17 protein-coding genes and 2 pseudogenes are annotated in these 20,313 nt (G+C 62.5%); 10 read left to right on the top strand and 9 right to left on the bottom strand.

What is annotated here, in order from left to right:
* Positions 1–16 precede the first annotated feature (16 nt).
* The 5 genes from V7066_RS25980 to V7066_RS25960 are packed head-to-tail and all read right to left on the bottom strand — an operon-like array spanning position 17 to position 5,469.
* Positions 17–466 carry a nuclear transport factor 2 family protein gene (locus V7066_RS25980; protein WP_334185823.1) on the bottom strand — a complete coding sequence of 150 codons (450 nt, stop codon included), beginning with the start codon at positions 464–466 and terminating at the stop codon, positions 17–19.
* Positions 466–1,368 carry a VOC family protein gene (locus V7066_RS25975; protein WP_334185822.1) on the bottom strand — a complete coding sequence of 301 codons (903 nt, stop codon included), beginning with the start codon at positions 1,366–1,368 and terminating at the stop codon, positions 466–468. The genes V7066_RS25980 and V7066_RS25975 overlap by 1 nt, the downstream gene beginning before the upstream one ends.
* Positions 1,365–3,758 carry a beta-glucosidase gene (locus tag V7066_RS25970; protein ID WP_334185821.1) on the bottom strand — a complete coding sequence of 798 codons (2,394 nt, stop codon included), beginning with the start codon at positions 3,756–3,758 and terminating at the stop codon, positions 1,365–1,367. Before V7066_RS25970 ends, V7066_RS25975 begins: the two co-directional genes overlap by 4 nt.
* Entirely contained in the window at positions 3,755–4,321 is a 567-nt protein-coding gene (locus V7066_RS25965; protein ID WP_334185820.1) for an NADPH-dependent FMN reductase, read from the bottom strand. The genes V7066_RS25970 and V7066_RS25965 overlap by 4 nt, the downstream gene beginning before the upstream one ends.
* Before the next feature lie 47 nt (positions 4,322–4,368).
* Entirely contained in the window at positions 4,369–5,469 is a 1,101-nt protein-coding gene (locus V7066_RS25960) for an LLM class flavin-dependent oxidoreductase (RefSeq protein ID WP_334185819.1), read from the bottom strand.
* 245 nt (positions 5,470–5,714) lie between these two features.
* Between V7066_RS25960 and V7066_RS25955 the strand changes: the two genes are divergently transcribed.
* The 5 genes from V7066_RS25955 (at position 5,715) to V7066_RS25935 (ending at position 11,071) form a co-directional block, all read left to right on the top strand.
* A complete protein-coding gene (locus V7066_RS25955) occupies positions 5,715–6,293 on the top strand; it encodes a TetR/AcrR family transcriptional regulator (RefSeq protein ID WP_334185841.1) in 579 nt (192 codons plus the stop codon).
* 250 nt (positions 6,294–6,543) lie between these two features.
* Positions 6,544–7,659: a Gfo/Idh/MocA family protein gene (locus tag V7066_RS25950; protein ID WP_334185818.1), complete on the top strand. Its 1,116-nt coding sequence runs from the start codon at positions 6,544–6,546 to the stop codon at positions 7,657–7,659.
* Between the two features lie 27 nt (positions 7,660–7,686).
* Positions 7,687–8,745, top strand: a complete 1,059-nt coding sequence (locus V7066_RS25945) for a sugar phosphate isomerase/epimerase family protein (RefSeq protein ID WP_334185817.1) — start codon at positions 7,687–7,689, stop codon at positions 8,743–8,745.
* Entirely contained in the window at positions 8,742–9,374 is a 633-nt protein-coding gene (locus V7066_RS25940) for a gluconate 2-dehydrogenase subunit 3 family protein (protein ID WP_334185816.1), read from the top strand. The genes V7066_RS25945 and V7066_RS25940 overlap by 4 nt, the downstream gene beginning before the upstream one ends.
* Positions 9,374–11,071 carry a GMC family oxidoreductase gene (locus tag V7066_RS25935; RefSeq protein WP_334185815.1) on the top strand — a complete coding sequence of 566 codons (1,698 nt, stop codon included), beginning with the start codon at positions 9,374–9,376 and terminating at the stop codon, positions 11,069–11,071. The genes V7066_RS25940 and V7066_RS25935 overlap by 1 nt, the downstream gene beginning before the upstream one ends.
* An 87-nt stretch (positions 11,072–11,158) precedes the next feature.
* Here the strand turns inward: V7066_RS25935 and V7066_RS25930 are convergent, their stop codons facing one another.
* The 3 genes from V7066_RS25930 to V7066_RS25920 are packed head-to-tail and all read right to left on the bottom strand — an operon-like array spanning position 11,159 to position 13,772.
* A complete protein-coding gene (locus V7066_RS25930) occupies positions 11,159–11,539 on the bottom strand; it encodes a C-glycoside deglycosidase beta subunit domain-containing protein (RefSeq protein WP_334185814.1) in 381 nt (126 codons plus the stop codon).
* Positions 11,539–12,537: a sugar phosphate isomerase/epimerase family protein gene (locus V7066_RS25925; protein WP_334185813.1), complete on the bottom strand. Its 999-nt coding sequence runs from the start codon at positions 12,535–12,537 to the stop codon at positions 11,539–11,541. The genes V7066_RS25930 and V7066_RS25925 overlap by 1 nt, the downstream gene beginning before the upstream one ends.
* Before the next feature lie 26 nt (positions 12,538–12,563).
* Positions 12,564–13,772, bottom strand: a complete 1,209-nt coding sequence (locus V7066_RS25920) for an MFS transporter (RefSeq protein WP_334185812.1) — start codon at positions 13,770–13,772, stop codon at positions 12,564–12,566.
* A 157-nt stretch (positions 13,773–13,929) separates the two neighbouring features.
* Between V7066_RS25920 and V7066_RS25915 the strand changes: the two genes are divergently transcribed.
* The 4 genes from V7066_RS25915 to V7066_RS25900 all read left to right on the top strand — a co-directional run bounded on the left by V7066_RS25915 (position 13,930) and on the right by V7066_RS25900 (position 19,268).
* Complete coding sequence (locus V7066_RS25915) at positions 13,930–15,309, top strand: MFS transporter (protein ID WP_334185811.1); 1,380 nt, start codon at positions 13,930–13,932, stop codon at positions 15,307–15,309.
* Between the two features lie 66 nt (positions 15,310–15,375).
* Positions 15,376–17,586 (top strand): TonB-dependent receptor, encoded by a 2,211-nt coding sequence (locus V7066_RS25910; RefSeq protein ID WP_334185810.1) that lies wholly within the window; start codon positions 15,376–15,378, stop codon positions 17,584–17,586.
* Between the two features lie 191 nt (positions 17,587–17,777).
* Positions 17,778–18,593 (top strand): 3-keto-disaccharide hydrolase, encoded by an 816-nt coding sequence (locus V7066_RS25905; RefSeq protein ID WP_334185809.1) that lies wholly within the window; start codon positions 17,778–17,780, stop codon positions 18,591–18,593.
* A gap of 84 nt (positions 18,594–18,677) precedes the next feature.
* Entirely contained in the window at positions 18,678–19,268 is a 591-nt protein-coding gene (locus tag V7066_RS25900; protein WP_334185808.1) for a hypothetical protein, read from the top strand.
* Between the two features lie 407 nt (positions 19,269–19,675).
* Here the strand turns inward: V7066_RS25900 and V7066_RS25895 are convergent.
* Positions 19,676–19,846 (bottom strand): annotated as a pseudogene (locus V7066_RS25895) (ATP-binding protein); the annotation flags it as partial.
* Between V7066_RS25895 and V7066_RS25890 the strand changes: the two are divergent.
* Positions 19,846–20,136 (top strand): annotated as a pseudogene (locus V7066_RS25890) (fasciclin domain-containing protein); the annotation flags it as partial. The pseudogenes V7066_RS25895 and V7066_RS25890 overlap by 1 nt on opposite strands.
* Between the last annotated feature and the right edge of the window lie 177 nt (positions 20,137–20,313).

Genomic DNA, 20,313 nt, shown 5'->3' with positions numbered 1-20,313 from the left:
GGGGGGGCTCCTGTAATCAGAAATAGGGATGCGGATTGACGGTCTGGGTCCGGATCGGCTGGATCACGTCCCAGTGCTCGACGATCTTTCCGTCCTTCAACCGGTAGATGTCGGCCACCGCGCCGCCGGGATTGTCGGGCGAAGGGCGGCCGTGGAGATGGATCATCGCCATGTCGCCATCGACGAGAATGCGCTTGATCTCGAAGGAAGCCTGAGGGGCCGAGAACTTCGGCTCGAGCGCTGCAATCGCCGGTTCGCGCCCGTCGGGAATACCGGGATTGTGCTGGATATAGTCCGGCACGACGTAGCGCTCGAAGGCCGCGCGCACGTTGCGCTCGGTGTAGAACACGTGGGCGAACTCGGTCACGATCGCCCGGTTGCGTTCGGTCCGGTCGTCCGGTCCCCGCGCCGCGACGAACGCGACGGCGCTGAGAACGAGCCCCGCGGCTCGCATACCGGCCCTCATCAAACCTCCGCCGGTTGGAACAGGCGTGCGTCGGGCTTGGGATGCGGCATCGTCTGCGGACCGCCGACACCGATTCCCCACTGGTCCATGACCTGCGGGCCGGGAATGTGGACCTTGTGCTGGTGCGTCTCGAAATCGACCTCTTCCAGCTCCGAGGTGTATTCGACGGCGAAACCGGCGGGCGTCGTGAAGTAGCTGAAGGTGTTGTTGCCGGCCGTGTGGCGTCCCGGCCCCCAGCGCAAGTCCGTGCCGCGCTGCTTGAGGCGGTGGACGCCGCGCATCATGTCGTCGACCGTGAGCATGTCGTAGGCGACATGGTTGAGGCACGGCGGTCCGGGCAGGATGGCGACGCGGTGGTGCGCCTCGTTGCAGCGCAGGAAGCACATGAAGTCGCCCAGCCAGTCGCTCACCTTGAAGCCCAGCACATCGGTGAAGAACGTCACCATAGCCTGATGGTCGGGCGAGTGCAGGACGATGTGGCTGATCTTGACCGGCATGCCTTCCCAGCGAGCCATCGCCCGGCTGGTCGAACGCGCGACTTCGGCCGAAATCTCGAACGGCAGGCCGTCGGGCGAGAAGAAGCGGAAGCCATAACCACCGCCCGGCGCATCGAGTTCGCGCGGTGCGAAGATCACCTTGCAGCCTGCCGCCAAGACCTTGTCGTGCAGTGCCTCGACATCCTCGCGTGTGTCGGCGGCCAGGGCGATCACCTCGACGTGATCAGCATCCGACTTGTGCAGGCGCACGACATGGTGTTCGTCATGGCCATGGGTCTTGAACCAGGCGAAATCGTCCTGTTCCGCGACTTCGACCAGTCCCCAGTCATCGGCATAGAACGCGCGTTCGGCGTCGAAACTCTCAACGCCATATCCGACATAGCGGATCTCGGTAACTCGGCTCATGGGTTTTGCTCCGAAGTTTCGGTAGTGAAAGTGAGTTCGAATGCCGGATCGGCGGCATTGCGGCCGAGGAAAAGGCGCGGCGCCTCGATGTCGCACCAGCCATCCTGCCAGATCTGGAGGCGGCGTCTCGGCACGGAAATCGCAACCTCGCGCCGTTCTCCAGCAGCGAGATGGACCTTCGCGAAGGCGACGAGGGCCAGTTCCGGCTCGCGGCGGTAGATTTGCACGACTTCGCTACCAGCACGCCCGGAAGCGTTCGCTATCGTGACCGAAACGGCCAGACCGCCTTCGGCCAAGGCGGCAACGCTTGGTTCGGACAGGCCGATATCGGCGTAACCGAAGCCGGCCCCAAGCGTATGGCGGGGATCGGCGAAGCCGCGATATCCAAGGCGGGTGCCTTCCAGATAGGCCAGATCGCCGGAGGCGTCCGGCGCCAGCGCGAAGGCGGGATAATCGGCTTCCTCGCGGGCGATCGAGACGGGCATGCGGCCGCCCGGCTCGCGGTCACCAGCCAGAACCTCGGCAAGGGCGGGGCCGAAGCCTTCGCCCGGATACCAGGCGACGAGCAGGGCCGCGCCGCGATCCTCCCAGGCGGTGTCGAAGGCGTGCCCGACATTGGCGACGATGACGGTACGCGGGTTTGCCGCGGTGACCGCTTCGATGAGCCGGATCTGCTCCTGCGGAAGATGCGTGTCCGCACGATCCTTGCTTTCCACGCTGGCGTCGGAGGTTTCCCCGACGACCAGAACCACGACATTGGCGCGGGCGGCGAGATCGACGGCGCGTTGCAGCATGGCTTCGGGGGTATCGGGGCGGCGAATTCCGTACCACAGGCCGTGAACCCGCGCCGGTTCATAGGCAAAATCAGCCTCGATCAGCACTTCCTGTCCGGTTTCCAGATCGACTACGGCGCTGTCCGCATCGCCGCTTTTCAGCTTGCCCATCACGTCGGACGAGGGAATCGCCGCATTGCGAACGACCACTTCGCGTCCGTCTACGCGCAGCCGCACGGGACCCGTCGCTCCCAGGTAGAAGCGATGCGATCCCGTCTGTTCGGCCCGGAAGCGACCGCGCGCAACGATGCGGGCCGGCTTGCCGAGCACGGCGGTGTCATCGTGCACACCGGCGAACCAGACCAGCGAGTTCGTGTCCCGCGTCTCGCTGGCGACGAGCACGGCGTCCTCGCCCTGGCCGTCGTAATAATCGACGGTCATTCCGAGCAGGGCTCCGTCGCCAATGTCCCGCGCCGGAATGGCGGGCATTGCTGGCAGCCGGGGCTGGGGATCGACACCCGGCTCATAGTCGAGTCGGGCGTGTCCCTGATAGCGGGCCAGGATCGCTTCGAGCGGGCGCACGGCATCCGGCGCGACGGCGATCTTGGCGAACGTGCCGCCCTGGTAGCAGGGGGCGGCGGCGTTGGGGCCGATCACTGCGACATGTGCGTCGCGGCCCGGCGTTAGCGGAAGGATGTCGCTTTCGTTGCGCAGGAGGACGAATCCGGCTGCCGCGGCTTCCACCAGCAGCGCGTCGGCGTCGGGGCCGACGATCGGGCGTGACTTTTCCGCCTTGAAGCGGAGGGCTGCGCGGATCAGTCGATCCGACGCGTCGATGATGCGTTCCGGGGCGATTTGACCGGCGTCACAGGCCTCCTGCGCCTTGATGCCCATGAACCGGGCCGGACCCGGCATTTCAAGGTCAAGGCCCGCGTTCAGCGAACCTGCGCCGGAATGCGTACCGAACCAGTCGCTCATGATCGGGCCGTCGAAGCGCCATTCGCCTTTCACGATCGTCGTGATGACGTGGTGCTGCTCGGCGCACCAACTGCCGTTGACGCGATTGTAGGCGGCCAGCATGCCGCCGACACCCGCTTCGGCGCAGAGTTCGAACGGGAGCAGGTAGACTTCGCGAAGCGTTCGCGCGTCCACGACGACGTTCATCCGGTCTCGCTCGCTCTCGCTGTCGTTGCAGACGAGATGCTTGACCACGGAGGCGGTGCCGGTGGATTGCAGGCCGGTGGCCCAGGCCGCGCCCAGCACGCCTGCCAGCAGAGGCTCTTCGGAGAAGTATTCGAAAGCGCGGCCTGCGAGCGGGCTGCGGGCAAGGTTGACGTTCGGTGCGAGCACCATGTCTACCCCCGTACGGACGGCCTCGCCACCGATCATGGCGCCGACGCGCTGGCAAAGGTCCACGTCCCAACTGGCGCCGAGGGCGGTGGGGCACGGGCTGAGCAGGGCGACGTCGCGCTCGTCCACCCGGCCGCTGGCGATTCCCATCGGCCCGTCCGCCATTGTCAGCGAAGCTACGCCTGCCTCGGGGTAGCTGACGGTCTGCCACATGGCGGCGCCCGCCGTCATCGCCAGCCGCTGGTCGAGAGAGAGTTCGCCGCTCATGCGGCGAACTGCATGATCTGTGCGGCCTGAGCCTCGACCGCAGCGGCGATGCGAGGATCGGCGAGGGCACCGGATTCGTCGAAGGGGCGCTGTTCCACCGAATTTACGGTCACGCCCACCGGGGTAGGCCATCCGCGCATCGCATGGACGACATCGCGCAAGGCCGAGAGCGTCGTGCCGCAGCCTTGCCAGCCTGCCGCGGTGACGACGATGCCGACCGGGCGACCGTCGAAGTAGACCCGCGTGTCGGCGCGCAGGTCTTCCAGAAGGTCCACGGCGTTCTTCACCAGCCCGGAATAGCCCCCGTGATAACCGGGGCTGCCGATGACGATGGCGTCGGCGTGACGGATGGCTTCGACCAGGGCCTGCTGCTCGGGCGTACGGGCAGGATCCTCGGGATTGTAGTGCGGCAGGCGGGCAAGGGCCGGTCCGTCGAACATCACGCTTTCGGCGCCCAGCCGTTCGCAGGCCGCCAGGACCGCCCGGACGATACGCTCGCTGGAGGAGGCCTGGCGGAATGTTCCGCCCAGCCCGACCACAGTCTTACGGCCCGTTGCCGCCATATTCCTTCTCCCGTTCTTCTTGTCGTTCGTGCCGTTCAGGTTTCGGTTCAGTTCTTGAGCGCAGGCATGACCTTGCTGGAAAGCAGGTTCAGGGTCTGATTGCCCAGACGCAGGCGCTCGTCCGTCAGCGGACCGGTGGTCGTGCCGCAAAGGATGTTGCCGATGCCCAGGTCCTGGTAGGGCTTCAGGTGTTCGATCACCGTGTCGGGGCTGCCATAGAGGCACCAGGTGCCGATCCAGTCGTCCGTCAGCGCGTTCGGCGTGCGGTCGGTCTTGGTATTCGCCGAGTCGGCTTCTGCGCGGCGGTTGAACTCGTTCTCGCGCTCGACGGCAGCCTGATAGGCGCGCAGGATAACTTCCAGCTCCTCGCGGGCCTGCTCGTCGGTCTCGGCAACGTGGACCACCTGGTAGGTGTGGGTCGTCCAGGACAGCGCGCGGGCGACGACGTCTTCGCTATGCCCGGCTTCCAGCAGGTAGTTCTTGTAGATGCCGAAGAACTTCGCGACGTGGCGGTACGGCTCGGTGCCGCCGATCTGCGGCGGGGTGAAGGCCGGGATGAACGCGGGCCAGCCGTTTTCCGCCGCGCGGCGGGCGCTGGCTTCCTTCATGGCCACCGGCATCAGCGGCGCGTGGCCTGCGGTGTAGGGAGCCGGAGCGATGCGCTGCAGGACGCGGCCCTTGTGCGGTCCGTTGTCGATTTCGATCGCGGGATCTTCCATGCCCTTTGCCCAAAGCGCCTCGGCGATGGCGAGGTTGCGATCCGAGATGTCCTTGGAATCCTGATAATTGACGCCGAAGCCGATCATCTCTTCGGGTGTCGTGCCCGATCCGACGCCTACCAACAGTTTGCCGCCCGTCAACTGGTCGAGGATGTTGATGCGCTCGACGAAGCGGACGGGATGATGGAGCGGTACGGAAACGACCGAAAAGCCAAAATGCATCTCGGGCAGCTTGGCGGCCAGATAGGACGCGAACATGAAGCTGTCGCTGGCGACCGGCATGTAGCCGTTGAAATGGTGATCGGGCATGAAGATGGCATCGAAGCCAAGTTCGCCTGCTTTGAGCGCGTGCGCCTCAAGGTCCTGCATCAGCTTGCGGTCCTCGGCGGCGCTCATCGAACGAGCGTTCAGAAACACGGAAAAACGCATCTACCCCTCCAGTTGGGCGGCTTACGGCCCTTGGTTTACAACTCTGGCAAGACCGGTCAGAATGGTTCGATAATTAGAACCTCTATTCTTAAATCTTTAGGAGCGTCATGGCGGCAGTGTCAACCGAGAAGTCGAAGCGAGATTCTATTTCCCGTTCGGCTTCCTCCGCAAAACCGGAAGCGCCTGAAAATGTCGAGGCGAGCCGGGTTCCTCAGCAGGGGCGCAGCCGCGCCTCCTATGAGCGGATGCTCGTGGCGGCGGAAAAGCTGATGATCAAGCGCGGGGACGACGAGTTCACGCTGACCGAAGTGGCGAAAACCGGCAAAGTGTCGATCGGTTCGATCTACCTGCGATTTGACAGCAAGGACGACCTGATTCGCGCGGTGCATGGCCGGGTTCTGGGCCGTATCAATGACGATCAGCAGCGAATGCTGGTTTCGGTCAGCGGGCGATCGGGCAGTCTGGACGATTATGCCCGGTACTTCGTCGAGGCTTATGCCGAGTTGCTGAAGGAATATAGCCCGGTACTGCGGCCGATCATGTTTCGTGCGATTCACGACGAGTCGATGTCGGCACTGGGGCGCGGCTCCGCGGAGGAACTGAGCAACGAGGTGCATCGTGAGCTGCTCGCCTATGCTTCCGAATTCGGTAGGCCGGATCACCAGCGCTTGGTGGAGAACGCATTTCGGATGATCTACTGCACGCTGGCCCGTTATCTCGGCTTGGGATCTTCGCCGGAAGCCGCCAACCAGGGCAATTGGGAGGAGCTGAAGGAAGATCTCGCAATCATGTGCCCGGCGTTCCTGCGGGCCGGAGCCGGATGAGCGACAGATACGATTCCCATCGACGGCGACTGACGATTGACAGAGGCCTGTTCACCCGATACCTGCCAATATCAATATAAGAATGATTATTCTAACGAGTGAGAAATCCGAACTCGTGGACGATATTGGGTATCGGGATGACAGAAACGGTAATTACGCGAACGAGGCGGGGCCGCGGCCCTGTATGTGCGGTCGCGACATCTAATGAATTAGCTCTCGATCGGTTGCGCCGCGTCGCGGGTAATGCGACATGACCCGCCTGCGCATGGGCATGGTAGGCGGCGGTCCGGGTTCGTTCATCGGGCCAGTCCACCGCATCGCCGCCGAACTGGATCGTGAGATCGAGCTTGTTGCCGGCGCCTTCAGCAGCGACCCCGCGCGATCGAGAGTCGCCGGAGACAGCTACCGGATCGATGGCGCACGCGCCTATCCAGACCTCGAAACGATGCTGCGAGAGGAGGCCGCGCGGAGCGACGGCATCGACTTCGTCGCAGTGACGACACCGAATTTCCACCATCTCCCCGCCGTGCGCGCGGCGCTGGCTGTGGGCATTCCTGTCATTTGCGACAAGCCCGCCACCGCCACTCTTGCCGAAGCCGAGGAGATGGCCGGTCTGGTACGCGATGCCGGGCTGCCGTTCGCTTTGACCTATACCTATTCAGGCTATCCCCTGGCCCGCGAAGCGCGTGCACGGGTCGCCGCCGGGGCGATCGGCGCGGTGCGCAAGGTCGTGGTCGAGTATCCGCAAGGGTGGCTTGCCGGAGAGGCTTCGGGCAAGCAGGCGGAATGGCGCGTCGATCCGTCTCGGGCAGGTGCGGGCGGCTGTATTGCTGATATCGGCGTTCATGCCTTCCATCTCGCGGAGTTCGTTACCGGGCTGCGGGTGACGCGCATTATGGCCGATCTCGGCACGGTGGTGCCGGGCCGGTTGCTCGATGACGATTGCCAGATACTTCTCCGCTTCGAAAACGGCGCGCGGGGCGCCCTGCTGGCGAGCCAGATCAGCGTCGGTGAACGCAATGGTCTGCGCATCCGTATCTACGGTGATGTGGGTGGGCTGGACTGGAAGCAGGAGTGCCCGAACGTCCTGGTGCTCCACCATATCGGCGGTCGCACCGAGCTGATCCAGGCGGGTGACGCAGCGCTGGGAACCGAGGCGGCGCTCGCAAGCCGGACGCCTGGGGGCCATCCCGAAGGGTATCTGGAAGCCTTTGCCAACATCTACCGCGATTTCGCGCGGCAATTGCGCGGAGAACCGGGTTCGCTCGCACCGGGCATCGAGGAGGGGGTGCGCGGCATGCGGCTGATCGATCTGGCTGTCCGGGCCAGCGCTGAAAATTGTGGCTGGATCGATTTCCCGAAATAGCAGATTCGGCTGGGAGGAACGCTAGACATGAAGACCATCAAAGGCCCTGCCATTTTCCTCGCGCAGTTCGCCGGGAACGAGGCGCCTTTCAACTCGCTCGAAACCATCGCGGACTGGGCCGCCGGTCTGGGCTATCGGGGCATTCAATTGCCCAGCAACGATGCTCGCCTGTTCGATCTGAAGAAGGCGGCAGAGAGCCAGGATTATTGCGATGCGCTTTCCGGAATGCTGGGCGACAAGGGCCTGATGATCACGGAGCTGTCGACCCATCTGCAAGGGCAGCTCGTGGCGGTTCACCCGGCTTACGATGCGCAGTTCGACGGCTTCGCCGCACCGCATGTGCGCGGCAATCCCCGGGCGCGCCAGGAATGGGCGGTCGACCAGATGAAGCTGGCTGCCCGCGCCAGCCGCCGGTTGGGCCTCAAGGCTCATGCAAGCTTCTCGGGCGCGTTGGCCTGGCCTTATGTTTATCCCTGGCCACAGCGACCCGCAGGTCTTGTAGAGGATGCTTTCGACGAACTTGCCCGGCGCTGGAAGCCGATCCTCGACGTGTTCGACGAGAACGGCGTCGATATCGGCTTCGAACTCCATCCGGGCGAAGACCTCCATGACGGCGCGACGTTCGAGATGTTCCTGGACCGCGTGGATCATCACCCGCGCGCCAACATCCTTTACGATCCCAGCCACTTCGTTCTGCAACAGCTCGATTACCTGGCGTTCCTCGACATTTATCACGAGCGCGTGAAGTGCTTCCATGTGAAGGATGCCGAATTCCGACCGAACGGACGGATCGGCGTCTATGGTGGCTATCAGGGATGGGTCGAAAGGCCGGGGCGGTTCCGTTCGCTGGGCGACGGCCAAGTCGATTTCGGGCAGGTTTTCTCGAAGATGGCGCAGTACGATTTCGAGGGCTGGGCCGTGCTGGAGTGGGAATGCGCGCTCAAGCATCCCGAGGCGGGAGCCGCCGAGGGCGCGCCGTTCATCGCAGACCACATCATCAGGGTGACCGAGCGGGCTTTCGACGATTTCGCAGGAAGCGGGAGCGACCGTGCCTTGAATGCGCGTCTGATGGGGATCGGCCAGTGAGCGCCGCCGGACAAGGATGGAACCGGCGCGAATTCGTCGGCGCGGCGTCGCTCTTGGCTTTGGCGCTTGGCGTTCCCGCTGCCGCGATCAAGCTGACCGATCTCGACGCGCAGGATGCGCCGACCGACCGTCAACGGCGGTTGATGACCAGAGTCGCCGATCTCGTCATTCCCCGTACCGATACGCCGGGGGCGGCCGACGTGGGGGCGGGCGATTTCGTCATCCTGGCACTGGCGCATGGACTGAACGAGACAAGGGCGCCGATGGCGGCCGCGAATGTGACGGCGGCATTGGCGCCGTTCCGGAGGCGCAATGGGTCGCTGCGCTATCTTGCCTGGCTGGAGAATGCCCTCGATCGCTCGGCGAGCGGCGATTTCCTGCGGCATCCGCGTGAACGGCAGGCGGAAATACTGGCGGCGCTGGATGAAGCGGCCTTTGCGAAGGAAGCGCCTTTCTCGCCCTGGAACGTGATCAAGGGACTGATCCTGACCGGCTACTACACCAGCGAGGCAGGTGCCTCGCAGGAGCTGCGTTACGAATTGGTGCCCGGGAAATGGGAATGGAACATTCCGCTCACGCCCGAAATGCGGGCTTTCTCAAGCGACTGGACGGCGGTGGATTTCGGCTGATGACGGACAACGAAGGACAATTCGACGCGATCGTCGTCGGCTCGGGTATTACCGGCGGCTTTGCCGCCAAGGAATTGACCGAAGCCGGCCTGAAAGTGCTGATGATCGAGCGCGGGCGCAAAATCGAGCACCAGGTCGACTACGAGACCGAAACCAAGTCTCCTTGGGAAATGGAATTTCGCGGTGAAGGGGATACCGCGCTGTACGAACGCGATTACGCCGTGCAGATGCTGAACCGGCATTTCACCGAGTTCACCCAGAACCATTTCGTCAACGATGCCGAGCAGCCGTATCAGAAGGCGCCCGGCAAGGATTTCGACTGGTTCCGGTCTTACCAGCTGGGCGGCAGATCCCTGACCTGGGGGCGCCAGTGCTATCGCTGGTCGGACTATGACTTCGGCGCCAACAAGCGCGATGGCGTCGGTACCGACTGGCCGATCCGCTATGCGGAGCTGGCGCCGTGGTACGACAGGGTCGAGGAGTTCGTAGGCGTCTCCGGCGCGCGGGAGGGGCTGGCCCAGCTTCCGGACGGGCATTTCCTGCCGCCCATGGAGCTGAATGTCGTCGAGCAGGCGGTGCGCGAGCGTATTCGCGCCAAGTATCCTGAGCGTGTGCTTACCATCGGCCGCACGGCCAATTTGACCGAGGCACGGCCCGAACAGGGGCGGGCGCATTGCCAGTATCGCAGCATCTGCGCGCGCGGGTGCTCCTACGGTGCGTATTTCTCCACCCAATCAGCCTCTCTGCCGGCCGCGCAGAAGACCGGCAGGTTGACGGTGGTGACCGATGCCCAGGTGCACCGGCTGAGCTACGATCCGGCGACCCGGCGGGTCACGGCGGTCCACTGGATCGATACCAAGACCGGTGAGCACAAGCGCGCGCATTCGCGCATCGTGTTCCTGAACGCCGGGTCGTTCAACTCGGTCCACGTCCTGTTGAATTCGCGCAGCGAGGCGATGCCGAACGGCCTTGCCAACTCCAGCGGCGTGCTCGGCACCCACATCATGGATCATGCCAGCACGCTGGCCGCCAAGGCGATCATGCCCGGCTTCGAGGATCGCACGACGTTCGGGAACCGTCCGACCGGCGTGGTCATCCCGCGCTTCAAGAACATGGAGACGCTGGACGGCGATGGCTTTACGCGCGGCTATTCCTATCAGGGCGGCGCAATGCAGAGCACCTGGACCCAGGGCAAGCGCATGGGCGGCATCGGTGCGGAGTACAAGGACAAGCTGCATCAGGTCGGTCCATGGTCGATGGTGCTGGTCGCCTTCGCCGATTCCATGCCGCGTGCCAGCAATCGTCTGACCTTGAGCAAGAAGCTCGATCCGCGCGGTGTGCCGCAGCTCGAAATCGCCTTCGAGCACGGCGCGGAAGAACATGCCGCGCTGGCCGATGCCAAGAAGGAGGCGGCGGCGATGCTGACCCACGCTGGCGGGAAGGTCATCATGGGCTTCGATCGCCCGAACCATGGCGGCACGGCGATCCACGAGATGGGCGGTGCGCGCATGGGCTGGGACCCGCAGACGTCGGTGCTCAATCGCTGGAACCAGGCGCACGACGCGGCCAATCTCTTCGTCACGGATGGGGCGCAGATGAGTTCGTCGGCCTGTCAGAACCCTTCGCTTACATATCTGGCGCTGACGGCCCGCGCTTGCGACGCGGCGGTCTCGATGCTCAAGGAAGGGCGGCTCTGACGTCGCACCGAACTGGAAGGACAAAGGAAAAGGGGCTGCGCGGTCAACCGCGCAGCCCCTTTTTTGATCGTCAATCCCGTGGGGCGGTCAGCGTACCGACAGGGTCTTGCTGTCCGAATTGAAGGACGGGAAGGGCAGATACGAGATGCGCAGCTTCTCGCGCAGGTCCAGCGTATGCTCGCCCTGGGCAAGGCCGCCGGGGCGCACGACGCTGATCGTGGCCTTGGCGCCGAATTCCCAGCGGCGATCGTATGCGGTTTCCATGTCGTCCATGGTCAGCGCATCGTCGCCGTCATGGAAGCGGACGGCAGCCCGATCGATGTCCTCGCCGTCGATGGTCACGGCCAGTTCCTCGACCATGGAAAGACCAAGTCCGCGATAATAGCCAAGCCGCGCCTCGAATGCGAAGCCGCTGCCGTCGGGCAGGTTGCGCAGCGAATCGTCCACGATCAGATACTTGTCGAACATCAGTTGGCTCCCTCGGCCTGGGTGAGCAGGCGTTCGAACATCAGGTGCTGGCGGCGGACCTGCTCGCGGCTATCGACCGGCTGCACGTCCTGAATCCAGCGGTTTCCTTCATATTCGCTGGACAGGTAGCCTTTCCAGCCGCCTTCGAGCAGCGCCGGAATGACTTCGCCATAGGCGATCGAGGGATCGACAAGATTTTCGTCGACTTCGTAGAACTTGGCCTGGATATGGCGAAAGTAGGGAATGTAATCCTTGATCCGCTTCGGATTGGAGTAGGGCGTATGGCGCAGCATTTCGGCCATGCCGATCTCCGCCTTGTTGCCCTGCATCTTCACGGCGACTTCGTAGATGGTGTATTCCGCCATGATCTTTTCCTCGTGCTGCTGCACGATGAAATCCGCCACTTCGGGCCGGGCACCCTGGCGGATGAAGCGGTCGCGCCAGACGGGCGGGTAGTGCTTGTTGAAGATGCCCATGTCGGGCAGCAGTCCCAGGTGTCCGGTGCCGAGCCGGTCGGCGACTTCGACGGTGCGCAAAATCCAGGCATGTTCCATGTGCCAGGGCGCATGGACTTCGACACCCATATGGACGTCGAGTTCCTCGGCGTAAGGCACGCACTTTTCCAGGATGTCGGGACGAACGAAGACCAGAATGCGCATGTTGCGAATGCCCAGGCGGTTGCAGAGCCTGAGATCGCGCACGATGGATTCGACCTGCTCCTCGTCGGTCATCGGGCGGTCCTTGCGGACTTTGGTGTCCAGGAACATGTCGTAGCAGGTCAGCTCGACACCGTGCTTCGCGGCAGTGTCCTTCCACCAGGCGACATCGGCGTCGGAAATGTGCGGGAAGCCCGGCATGTTCTGCTCTGGCAGGACCTCGACACCGGTGGCGCCGATCGATGCGGCGAAGGCGAAACAGTCCACGATGGTCATCTGGCCCAGGAAAAGTTCTTCCTGAAAGCTGTAGAGGCTTACGCCTCTCTTGATCTGATGGGGCAACGTACGCTCCTTGAAGGAAAACGAAATCAGGCCGCGACCGCCGCCGGGGCGGCGCGGCTGCGCAGGAAATTGGCCAGCGCGACGACGGCGGCGATCAGACCGACGACGCCTGCGCAGACGAAGGCGCCGCGCACCGATCCGGTGGCATTACGCGCGAAATTGACGAAGAACGGGCTGACGAACTGGCCGAGGAAGAAGGCGGAGGCCCACATGCCCATGCCGCGGCCGCGATGCTCGAACGGCAGCTTGCTCTGGGCCATCGAGATCAGCGTCGGCACGGCCATGCCGGCGGCGGCCTGTTGCAGCACCAGCGCGGTGATCATGCCCGTCTTGCCGGGCGCAGCGCCGATGCCGGCAAGGCCGGCGCCGAGCATGGCGAACAGGATAGTCAGCTGCGCTGCCATCGATATGCGGCCGGACAGGTAGCCGAACAGCAGCGCGCCGATCGGTACGGAAAGGCTGGCCATGCCGAAGATGCGGCCAAGCTCGGCGGGAGGCACCGCGCCCAGCTCGTTGAAGGCGAGGCCACCCTGGATGATCCAGACATAGTAGAGGCAGGAGGTGAACAAGGTGAGCGCACCGATCGAAAGCACCGTAGCCCAGGGGAAGGCGCCGACCGGCTCTTGCTGCCTTACGTCATGGCCGCTGCGGGCGGGCTCGTAGATGAACAGATACATCGCCACGAACAGCGGCAGCGCGATCAGGTAGACCAGGAACACCCCATTCCAGCGGAATTCCGTCAGGTAGCCCGAAGCGGTGATGACGCTCGTGGCCAGTACAGGCCCGGCAATGCCCTGAATCGTCAGCCACTTGCGGCGGCCCTTGTCGTCCCAGTAATCGGCGATCAGGGTGTTGACGATCGTCAGGATCGCCGCCTCGGCAATGCCCAGCACGAGGCGCGAGCCGATGATCGCATTGATGTCTTCCAGGAAGAATGGCGCGGCCCCGGCAAAGCCATAGAGCAATGTCGCCCCGACCATGAGCGGGCGGCGACCGAACTTGTCCACCAGAACACCGGCAAAAAGCGCCAGCAGGCCGATCGTCAATCCGGGTGACGAAACCAGCAGCGGAACCTTCAGTCCGACGTTTGGCACATCCTTGAAATGCTGTACGATGGATGGGACCGCCGTCGTCAGCGTAACGATTGCGAGAATCGGCAGGAAACCTGCCAAAACCAGCGTGATCCCTTGAGGGGGCCCGGCGTTCCGGGCTATTTCTACGGGTCCACGTTCCACGCTTCGCCTCTCCCAACATTGAAACTAGAACTATAATTGTGATAATGGCTACTCCGTCGATAAGATCGGGTCAATGGGGCAAGCAAGCAGGATGTCGTCAAAATACAGCGAAGCCGCGCGGATTTCGGATTCTGCGCGCCATCGGGCCTTCCTTACGGTGCTGATCGCCTTCGTGCTCGATGTCATGGATTCGACGATCGTCACGGTTGCGATTCCGGATATCCAGACGGACATGCATCTTGGCAGCGGTGCAATGCAGTGGTCGGTGGCGGGATATTTCCTGAGCTTTGCGGTTCTGCTGGTCACGGGCGGAAGGCTCGGGGACATTCACGGGCATCGTCGCATGTTCCTGATCGGGGTGGCTTGTTTCACGCTGGCGTCGGCCGGATGCGGGTTGGCCGGGAACGCCGAGGAGCTTGTCGCGGCTCGCGTCCTGCAAGGCTGCGCGGCGGCCCTGATGGCGCCGCAGGTCATGGCGCTGGTGCAGATTCTCTATTCCCCCACCGAGCGCATCGGCAGGCTGGCGTTCTTCGGCGTTTTGGGTGGACTGGCGGCGATTGCCGGGCCGATCGCGGGTGGCATCCTCATCAAGGCCGACCTGTTCGGGCTGGGCTGGCGGACGATCTTCCTGGTGAATCTTCCGCTCGGCGCGATCGGACTGGTCGCGGGTTGGTGCTATCTGCCGCGCGAACGACCTGCCAAGGGTCCCAGACTGGACTTGGCTGGCATAAGCCTGCTGGCGATCGTCCTGCTGCTTTTCCTCATACCGATCATCGACGGGCGAGAACGGGGCTGGCCGCTCTGGAGCTTCGCGGCGATGGCACTGGCTTTCCCCGCGGGCGGCCTTTTCTTGCTGCAACAGAAGTCGCGCCAGAAGCGAACTGGCGAAGCCCTGATGGCGCCGGAACTCTTCCGCAATCGCGGTTACAGCCTCGGGCTTCTGGCGGCGCTGTTCTTCGCGACCGCGACAGGGGGTTTCTTCATGCCGCTGATGCTGACGCTGCAGAAGGGGCTTGGCTTCTCTGCGTTTCAGGCAGCCTTGCTGCATATTCCTTTCGCAGGCGGTGTCATGGTGGGCATCGCCGCACTTGGTCGGCGGTTTCTGCCGCGTTTCGGGAAGTATGTGGTGATTGTCGGCGCGCTGGTGATGGCGGGGGCGGTGCTCGTGCTGACGCTCTCGCTGGGGACCGGACCACGGCATATCGCTGCCATGCTTGCCTGTCTCCTGCTCGCGGGGCTGGGGATGGGGATGGTGTCGGGGCCACTGACGCCCCTGGCGCTGGCCAGGGTGGACCGCGCCTTTGCAGGCATGGCGAGCGGAGCCTTTAAGTCGACTCAGCAGATCGGCGGAGCCGTGGGCGCGGCGCTGATCGGCACTCTGTTCTTCGCCCACGAGGAAAGCGCCGGCTCTTCCGTTGCCGCCATGGGCTGGGCCGCCATGGGTGTTGTGGGGGGACTGCTCTGCGTGGCGCTTCTGGCGCTCGCAATGCCGCGTTCGCCGTTCCGGGTTGACGCAGATCAAAACGACAGTAAATAGAATTAGTATTCCTAGTTTTATTGTAGATCGCCACGAGGGCGGCCGCTGGGGAGGGAGAATTTTTTGATGAATTCCGTGATTCGCGGTCTCATGGCAGGAACCGCCATGGTGGTTGCAGCTGCTCCGGCATTTGCCCAGGAGCAGCCTTTCGAGACAGGCAACACCGGGATCGGCGAAATCGTCGTCACTGCCCAGAAGCGCGCAACCAGCATCCAGGATACGCCCATCGCCATGCGCGCCTTCGACGGTGAGCAGCTTACGCAGGCCGGTGTGGGAGACGTCAACGGCCTGACCCGTGTCGCGCCTGATCTCAACATCAGCACGGACACGCTGTTCACCAAGCTCAGCATCCGCGGCGTCGCAAGCGCGGATATCTCCGAGACGGCGGACGGCGCGCTGACGATCAATATCGACGGCGAATACATCAACCGCCCGGTGGCACTGAACGCCGCACTGTTCGACCTCGAGCGCGTGGAAGTGCTGCGCGGCCCGCAAGGCACGCTCTACGGACGCAATTCCACGGCGGGCGCGCTGAACATCATTGCCGCCAAGCCCAAGCTTGGCGAGTTCTCGGGCTTCGTCACTGCCGGATACGGCAACTACGACGCCAAGACCGCACAGGCGGGCATCAACATCCCGCTCGGCCAGAATGTTGCGGTGCGCGTCTCCGGCCTGCACCAGGATCACGACGGTTACACCAACAACGGCCCTGCCGGTCACGGCGATACCCAGAACACCGATGCGATCCGCGCCAGCGTCCTGGCGGAACCTACGGATCGGCTGACGCTGTACCTTGCCGGTGAGTATGTCGACGTCAATCAGTCGGCACCTTCGCAGTTCGGCATTCCGGTCACGGGCACGACGCAAGGCGTGGTCACCTTGCCGGGCGGTGCGCAGATCCCGTCGAACTTCCGTCCGAGCCTCGACTCCGATTACTATCCGCTGGACGATCTCGGCTTCTTCCGCACCAAGCAATACGCGGTGCGGGGCCGCATCGACCTCGATCTCGACTTCGCAACGCTGAGCTACATCGGCGGTTTCCGGGACGTGGACGTCTCCTCGCGGCAGCCGTTGACGGGCTTCATCTCGCCGAGCCAGGCGTTCACGTACTACAACTCGAAGATGGACTCCACGACCCAGAGCCATGAACTGCGGCTCGCCGGCGGAGATGAGGGCAAGTTCGTCTGGCAGGTCGGCGGCTTCTACTACAAGGAACGTCAGGAACTGAACCGAGGCCTGTTCCTGCCCCGTGCCGGAGCGAACGGTAGCTTCCTCAACTACTTCTACCGTCCTTACGTCAATTCCGAGTCCAAGGCGGGGTATGCGCAGGCGACGTACTGGTTCGTTCCCGATGTCCTGAGCGTTACCGGCGGTATCCGCTACACGTCCGATAAGAAGTGGGCGCGCTATGACAACTACGGCTTCCAGTTCAATTCCGGCCCGACCCCGCCGGCATTCGGTGCGCCGGGAGCGACGACCACGTTCCCGCGCCAGAAGTCGGATAAGGTGACCTGGTCGCTCGGCATCGACTACAAGGTGGCACCGGACAATCTGCTCTATGCCAAGGTTTCGACCGGCTACAAGGGCGGCGGTTTCGACAACGTCAGCGCCTACGATCCCGAAACATTGACCGCCTATGAGGTCGGTTCGAAGAACCGCTTCGCGAACGGCACGATCGAACTCAACCTCGCCGGTTTCTACTATGGCTACAAGGATCAGCAAATTCAGGTGCTGCTGGATACAGCTACCGGTGCCCAGACCCTGAATGCCGGGTCGTCGCGCATCTGGGGCATCGAGGCGGACGGCACTGTGCTGCTTTCCGACGACGATCGCTTCCACGCCACGGTGAATTACCTCAATGCCGAATTCACCCGCTTCCCCGGCGTGGCGCCGGCATTGGGCGCGCCCGTCAGTGTCGATCTTTCCGGCAACAAGCCGCCGCAGGCGCCGAAGTGGACCATTGCTTTGGGCTATGACCACACGTTCCACATCGGTGAGAGCCAGCTGGTGGCAAGCGTGTTCTCGCGCTTCAAGACGGAATACTACCTGACCCCGTTCAACTGGGCGGCGGATCGCCAGGATGCGTTTACGCAGACCGATTTCAACCTGGAATGGAAGGCGCCCGGTGGTCGCTACACCATCCAGGCTTATGTCCGGAACATCGAGGACGAGCGCCCTGTCAACTATGCCTCGTTCACGGGCAATGGCGTGAACGTCTATAATTTCATCTTCGGCGCGCCTCGTACGTATGGCGTGCAAGGAACGGTGAAATTCTGATCCACGTCGGAGCAGTTGATCCGAGTGCATCGGATCAACTGCTCCAGGTTTTCCGGTTTACTGCATTTTCAGGGTCATCAGGTGATTCCACCGGATGGGACATGCTCTGAACTGGAAATGGGGCGCATCTTCCCACGGATGCGCCTCACGACAGGCTGATAGGGGAGAGCGTGCGCGTGGATAGGCGAACAATGCTTCGTGACGCGCTTGCCGCCGCCGCCATGGCCGCATGGCCCTACCGCGCGGCGCAGGCAACATCGAGCGCAAGCGGGTGGCTGTCCTTGTTCGACGGCAGAACGCTGGATGGTTGGCGCTTCCATCAGGAAGGGGTGGGCGATGTCGATTTGCGGAAAGTGGTCGATATCGAAGACGGCATGCTTCGGTTTCTGGGGCCGCAGTACGAACATGACGACGCGCCTCCGGGCCACCTCTCTACCTTACGGGAATGGGAGAACTACCACCTTCAGCTGCGTTTTCGCTTCGGTGAGAAGCGTTGGTCGCCGCGTAAGCTGCAGCGACGGAACAGTGGCATTCTCTATCATATGGGCCACGCAGAGAACCGCCTGTTCCCCCCTTGCGTCGAATTCCAACTGGAGGAGGGAGACCTTGGCGATGCCATTGCGATTGACACCAAGGCACTGCAAGGTCCGTCCCTTGGCGGCACACCGATGTGGCCCAACTGGATTGCGGCGTTTCCCCAAGTCTATGAGGAGCCGGTACAGGCCGGTTCCTATCGCCGACAATGGCATCCGGGGCATGGCAACTTCGAACGGATCGATGATTGGAACACCGTCGATCTCATAGCTTTCGAAGATCAGTCGGCGCACCTTGTGAACGGTCGTATCGTGAACACCCTGTTTAAGCTCGCGAAGCCTGACGGGGCGCCGCTCACGAACGGACGGATCGCCCTGGAGTTCGAATGGGCGGAAGTCCTGTTTACCGACATCCGCATCCGCCCGCTGTCAGCGGCAGCGATCGCGGCATTGAAGCGCGACGGTTCAGATTGAACGCGTATCCGCCCAAGTCTCGATAATGTGCAATTCGTGGCCAGTGAATGACGGCATGGGCCGTCTGCAAGCGGGGAGAAAGAAATGAGTAGGCGACGTCTCGCACCCGGAATCGCGTTAGCCTTCGCAATGGTCTTTGCATTGCCGATCTCGGGAGTTTGTGCTGAAGGGCCGAGCCCGGCGGAAATGGTGGAACGTCAGCAGACGGCCATGGCGCGTCTGGACGATCTTGAAGGCCTTTGGGAAGGCACGGGCTGGTTGCTTGAAGGCGAAACCAAAGTACCGCTCGCTGTCGCAATACAATCAGGCAAAATGCTGGACGGAGTGATGCAGCTGATCGAGGTCCGGACACGGGACGGGAATGGGAAGATCCACCTGCATGGGGTCAATTTCATCGTGTATAATACGGCTCGGCAGAGTTACGCGATACAGGCGCATGCTGGTGGCTTGTATGGTGATTTTACCTTCAACGTGACTCAGGATGGCTACGTTTGGCAACTCGGCGACGATAACCAGGGATTGCGCTATACCGGCGTGGTTCATGGAGATGTCTGGACGGAGACCACCGAAAGGCTCGGTCCGGGAGGCGTGATTTCACCGATCGGCAAGTTCACGCTGAAGCGTGCCAAAAGATCGGAATGGCCTGCCCCTCTCATCGAACGGACTGGACCGTAATCGAGGTCGTGTTCCAGAATTTCCTTCCGATAGCATTGTCTTGCAGTGCATATGGAGGTCTGAGAGCCTGCGGCGCGTCACTCGCCGCAATGTGTCTTATTGCGAAAGCTCGTTAAGGCTCATGGCCATAACCGGCATAAGCGCAGATCTCCGGAACGGAGGAGTAGATGTCATCTTAAGTCACGAGTGCCTATTGTGAACAGGACTTTTCTATCTTGCGATCACATGAATTTAAACTAATGGTTTAAATTATTTTAATTTTCGCCTGTGGGCTCTTGAAGTAATCCATACTGACGGAATCGAATTTTGAGTGTAATTTGTTAATTGTCACTGAGAAGTGATCCGAGGTTTCCAGGGAGACCTGACCCGGTTTGGTGTGGTTTATGTGCTGCCGTTGAACGGCGGGTTCAAGATGTTGGCTTCTCCCTTCTGGCATTGGGTGGAGCGGTGCTGGCGCGGAAGCGGAAGTTATCGTTTCCAGTTTCCAAGATGCGGCAGTGGTGGGTTAGCCGATCGAGCAGCGCGGTGGCCATCTTGGCATCGCCGAACACGCCGGACCATTCGCTGAAGCTCAGGTGGTGGAGATGACACGTTGCTGATGCCGGAAAACAAGGCGACACTTACCAAGGTGCTCACGTACCATGTCGTCCCTGGCCGGCTGACCGCTAGGGACATTGCAGCCAAGGCCAAGATGCACGGCAGCAAGGCTATGCTGACCACGGTCGAAGGTAAAAACCTGACCGCTTGGGAGAAAGTCGGGGCGTGGTACCTTACCGATGCCAAGGGCAGCACATCGAAGATCACGGTTCCCAATGTCGTGCAGTCGAAAGGCGTCAATCACGTCGTTGATATGGTGCTGATGCCGTAATCACGCTTTCGATTGGGGGAAGTCCGCCGGTCTCTTGCGGCCGGCGGATTTTCCTAAGTGGGTCTTCAGATTCCAGTTCAGAACGGCGCATCGTCGCGAAATGAACTTCGACTGTGAAGTTGAGAGGTGGCCGGGTTGGTCTGAACAGGGATCGGCGACGGCTAAGTGGATCGTCTG

The organism is Novosphingobium sp., from assembly GCF_036820275.1.
Taxonomy (GTDB): domain Bacteria; phylum Pseudomonadota; class Alphaproteobacteria; order Sphingomonadales; family Sphingomonadaceae; genus Novosphingobium.
This window is presented reverse-complemented; position numbering and strand designations above follow the sequence as displayed.

Bases quoted from the DNA above. Each gene is read 5' to 3' on its own strand.
- V7066_RS25980 (WP_334185823.1), bottom strand. From the start codon at position 466: ATGAGGGCCGGTATGCGAGCCGCGGGGCTCGTTCTCAGCGCCGTCGCG.
- V7066_RS25975 (WP_334185822.1), bottom strand. From the start codon at position 1,368: ATGAGCCGAGTTACCGAGATCCGCTATGTCGGATATGGCGTTGAGAGT.
- V7066_RS25970 (WP_334185821.1), bottom strand. From the start codon at position 3,758: ATGAGCGGCGAACTCTCTCTCGACCAGCGGCTGGCGATGACGGCGGGC.
- V7066_RS25965 (WP_334185820.1), bottom strand. From the start codon at position 4,321: ATGGCGGCAACGGGCCGTAAGACTGTGGTCGGGCTGGGCGGAACATTC.
- V7066_RS25960 (WP_334185819.1), bottom strand. From the start codon at position 5,469: ATGCGTTTTTCCGTGTTTCTGAACGCTCGTTCGATGAGCGCCGCCGAG.
- V7066_RS25955 (WP_334185841.1), top strand. From the start codon at position 5,715: ATGCTCGTGGCGGCGGAAAAGCTGATGATCAAGCGCGGGGACGACGAG.
- V7066_RS25950 (WP_334185818.1), top strand. From the start codon at position 6,544: ATGACCCGCCTGCGCATGGGCATGGTAGGCGGCGGTCCGGGTTCGTTC.
- V7066_RS25945 (WP_334185817.1), top strand. From the start codon at position 7,687: ATGAAGACCATCAAAGGCCCTGCCATTTTCCTCGCGCAGTTCGCCGGG.
- V7066_RS25935 (WP_334185815.1), top strand. From the start codon at position 9,374: ATGACGGACAACGAAGGACAATTCGACGCGATCGTCGTCGGCTCGGGT.
- V7066_RS25930 (WP_334185814.1), bottom strand. From the start codon at position 11,539: ATGTTCGACAAGTATCTGATCGTGGACGATTCGCTGCGCAACCTGCCC.
- V7066_RS25910 (WP_334185810.1), top strand. From the start codon at position 15,376: ATGAATTCCGTGATTCGCGGTCTCATGGCAGGAACCGCCATGGTGGTT.
- V7066_RS25905 (WP_334185809.1), top strand. From the start codon at position 17,778: ATGCTTCGTGACGCGCTTGCCGCCGCCGCCATGGCCGCATGGCCCTAC.
- V7066_RS25900 (WP_334185808.1), top strand. From the start codon at position 18,678: ATGAGTAGGCGACGTCTCGCACCCGGAATCGCGTTAGCCTTCGCAATG.